The sequence below is a fragment of the Stenotrophomonas sp. P5_B8 genome, from assembly GCF_054049855.1.
Genome location: NZ_JBFULO010000399.1, coordinates 1 through 3479 on the forward strand (window position 1 = coordinate 1; position 3479 = coordinate 3479).

Below are 3479 nucleotides of genomic sequence, written 5' to 3' on the forward strand. Positions count from 1 at the left end.
GCCTTCATGGGCGTCGGCCGGGACGTCGCCCGGGTTGCGGCCGCTGCGACGGATCTGCTCGACCTGCTGGGCCAGCATCGCACGGGCTTCGTTCTCGACCAGGCGCGGCGGCATTTCGACCGAGGCGTAGGCGGCGATCAGCTGCTCGCCCACTTCACGGCGCAGGCGGTTCATCAGCGCGCCCTTCAGTTCGCGCTCCAGGTTGGCGCGGATGTCCTTGCGGAACTGCTCCTCGTCGCCACCCTTCACGCCGAAGCTCTTGATGAACTCGGCATCCACGTCCGGCAGCACCGGCGCGGACACGTCCACCGCCTTGACGGTGACCTTGACCTGCTTGCCGGCCAGCGCCGGAACGCGCCAATCGGCCGGGAATTCGACGTCCAGGGTCTTTTCTTCGCCCTTGGCCAGGCCGATCAGGCCCTGTTCGATCTGCTCGAACATCATGCCCTGACCCACGATCACGCTGCCCTTTTCGCTGCCTTCGGCCGGCAGGCGCTCATCGCCGGCCTGGGAGAAGGTTTCCAGCGCAACCAGGTCGCCGTCCTGCGCCCCACGGGTGACCGGGCTCCAGCTGCGACGCTGTTCGCGCAGGTTGGTGATCATCTGGTCGATGTCGGCATCGTTGATGTCGGCGGTGTGGCGGACCACGGTCAGCTTGCTGACGTCGACATCGCCAAAGTCCGGAATCAGCTCGACGGTGGCCACGAAGGAGAACTCGCCTTCCTCGCCCTTGTCGATGCGCGGGGTGCCGGCAATGCGCAGCTCATGCTCGCGCAGGGCGGCATCGAAGGTCTCGCGCAGCAGGCCGTCGACGGCTTCGCTGCGGACCTGCTGGCCGAAACGCTGTTCGATCACCTTGGCCGGGATCTTGCCCGGACGGAAGCCCTTGATGCGCGCGGTGCGGGCGATTTCGCCCAGACGGCCACTGATGTGGGTCTGCAGGCGGTCTTCCGGCAGCGAGAAGGTCAGGCGGCGTTCCAGATTGCCAGTGGATTCGATCGAAGCTTGCATGTTGACTCCTGCCACCGGCGGCAACGCCCCCGGCACGATGTGATGGATGGAACGGGTTTTGAACGCGGGGTCGTTGACGCGCATGCCCGCCGCAGCCCTGTAGTTTCGCCGATATCGGCCAGCGCCGCCAGCGCAGGGCCGGAGCGGCCGTGAAGGCCTGCCCGGGCAGCATGCGGCCGTCTCCCCGGATCCGGGACGTGCCGACCATCAACCTGCCGGCCAGGGGCCGGGATGACTGGTGCGAAAGGGGGGACTCGAACCCCCACGCCTTGCGGCACTGGAACCTAAATCCAGGGCGTCTACCAATTCCGCCACTTTCGCGAGCGATACCGCTCAGCCGTCCATTGTTGCAGGGCTGGCGGGAAAGAAAAAGCCGCAAGGGCGCTATTGCGCCTGGATTGGCGCCGCGGCCTATGTGCCCTGGGCCGTCCCCGTCGGTGACGGGGCGGGCGTCGCATCCAGCAACCGTTGCGCCAGTGCCCGATAGATCGGCTGGCGGCACACCAGCGACGAGAGCGCACGCGCCAGCAGGACCGTGGCCAGGATGGGCAGCAGCATGTCGGTGTTGTCGGTCAGCTCCATGGAAATGACCGCCGAGGTCAGCGGCGCCTGGGTGATGCCGGTCAGGTAGGCGCACATGCCCAGCAGCACCACTGCCGAGGGGTCCACGCCGGGCAGCAGCGCGGCGAGGTTGTGGCCGATCCCCGCGCCGACCGCCAGCGCCGGCGAGAACAGGCCGCCCGGGATACCGGCGATATAGGACACCAGGTTGGCGGCGAACTTCATCAGCCCGAACTCGTGCCCCACCACGCCCTGCCCCTGCACAAGACCACGCGCCTGCTCGTAGCCGGTGCCAAAGGCGCCCGCGCCGAACACCAGCCCCAGCACCGCCAGCAGCAACCCGCAACCGGCGGCGAACAGCACCGGCCGCGACGCCCGCGCGCGTCCCAGCCAGCGGGGTCGCCCGTCCACGGCAGCCAATACCAGCCAGCTGAACACCCCGCCGGCCAGCCCGCCGACGACACCGCACAGCAGCACCGCCAGCCACCCCATGCCCAGCGGCAGCGTCACATCCACCCGGCCGAAATAGGTGTAATTGCCCAGCAGCCCCAGCGACACCACGCCACCGACGATCACCGCCGTCAACAGTGCGCCGGAGAAGCGATGCTCGAGCCGCCCGGACAGTTCTTCGATCGCAAACACCACGCCCGCCAGCGGCGTGTTGAACGCCGCCGCGATGCCAGCCGCGCCACCGGCCAGCAGGAAGTGGCCGGCGTGGCGCGGGTCGCGGAACCCGAGCGCGCGCCCGATCACGAACATGAGGCTTGCACCGACATGGACGGTCGGCCCTTCGCGCCCCACCGATGCACCGCCCAGCAGTGCCAGCACCGTCAACCCCAGCTTGCCTGCGGATACCGGCAGCGACAGGTTGCGCTGGCGGAACCCGGCGTCGGGCACGTCCAGTGCGGCGATCACCTGCGGGATGCCGCTGCCGCGGGTGGATTTGAGGGCGCCCTGGGTGACCCAGGCCAGCAGGCCGAATACGGCCGGGGTGAGCAGCAGGGGCCACAAGGGCGATGCGTCGTAGATGCGCCGGAACAGCGCGAAGGCCGCGTCGCTGGCCTTGGCGAACACGATGGCCGCCAGCGCGACGGCGACCGCACCGCCCCACAGGGCGAAGCGCTCGAACCATTGCTGCCGCGACCCAAGCAAGCGCGTGCGCGACGACGGTGACGGGGTATCCATGTCGATAGTGTTCCACCGGACCGATCCACGCGATGTGCAGTGACTGGCGGCAGCGGCGGCTGAATCAGTCGGTTGGCAAGGCCTGGGCGGGCTGGACGTCACCGTCGGCAAGGTCGGTACGCAGCACGGTCTGCGCGTAAGGATGGACGGGCACGTCTGCGAGCGGGATGGCAGGCACGAACGTGCCCGGCGCCATGTCATGGCGAACCACCGTGGTGGCGTTCTGCGCCTGCACCGACGGCAGTGCGGCCTGCGGCGGTGCGTCTGCTGCCAGCACGGTACCGACAGAGGCGGCCAGCAGGAGTCCGGCAAAGGTGGGAAGCGTCATCGTTGCTGCCCTCGAACAGGCGCCGTTGGCGCGGTACGTCGAGTGAAACGCGGTTGCCAGGCACAGACCGTGCGCGGCGTTGCAGGTTGGGAAAACGCCGTGACGTGTTCGGCGCGACGGGCGGCGCGAGGTCATGGCAGCGACGTGCGCGATGGAGATCCTCGCGCGTTGGACCGTTGCCGAGCGCGGCTCGGCACTACCGGGTTGCGTCCCACGCGAACGCCGGTGACCCGTCCTGCCATAGGTTGACACCTGTGGCGGATGATTCAGCCGCCGTCAGGCGGCCAAGGACGCCCGATGGACTGCATCGGGCGTCTGCATTTTAAGGGACAGGTGCGGTCGCTCGGCGTTATAGATCGCCACCGACTCGGCCACCATCTGCCGTGCCTGCGCC

4 protein-coding genes and 1 tRNA gene are annotated in these 3479 nt (G+C 68.6%); all 5 read right to left on the reverse strand.

From position 1 onward, the window contains the following. Positions 1–1011, reverse strand: a 1011-nt coding sequence (gene tig, locus ACXJKH_RS17040; protein WP_457321097.1) for a trigger factor, incomplete at its 3' end; no start/stop codon positions are given. Positions 1012–1247: 236 nt separating this feature from the next. Beyond that, positions 1248–1332, reverse strand: a tRNA-Leu gene (locus ACXJKH_RS17045). A gap of 90 nt (positions 1333–1422) precedes the next feature. Then, positions 1423–2757, reverse strand: coding sequence for a chloride channel protein (locus ACXJKH_RS17050; protein WP_457321098.1), 1335 nt, complete (start codon positions 2755–2757; stop codon positions 1423–1425). 64 nt (positions 2758–2821) lie between these two features. Beyond that, positions 2822–3085, reverse strand: a complete 264-nt coding sequence (locus ACXJKH_RS17055; RefSeq protein ID WP_457321100.1) for a hypothetical protein — start codon at positions 3083–3085, stop codon at positions 2822–2824. A gap of 276 nt (positions 3086–3361) precedes the next feature. Next, the coding region (locus ACXJKH_RS17060) for an integrase core domain-containing protein (RefSeq protein ID WP_457321102.1) at positions 3362–3479 on the reverse strand (118 nt) is incomplete at its 5' end.

Coding starts and splice junctions, on each gene's coding strand:
- ACXJKH_RS17050 (WP_457321098.1), bottom strand. CDS start 2,757: ATGGATACCCCGTCACCGTCGTCGCGCACGCGCTTGCTTGGGTCGCGG.
- ACXJKH_RS17055 (WP_457321100.1), bottom strand. CDS start 3,085: ATGACGCTTCCCACCTTTGCCGGACTCCTGCTGGCCGCCTCTGTCGGT.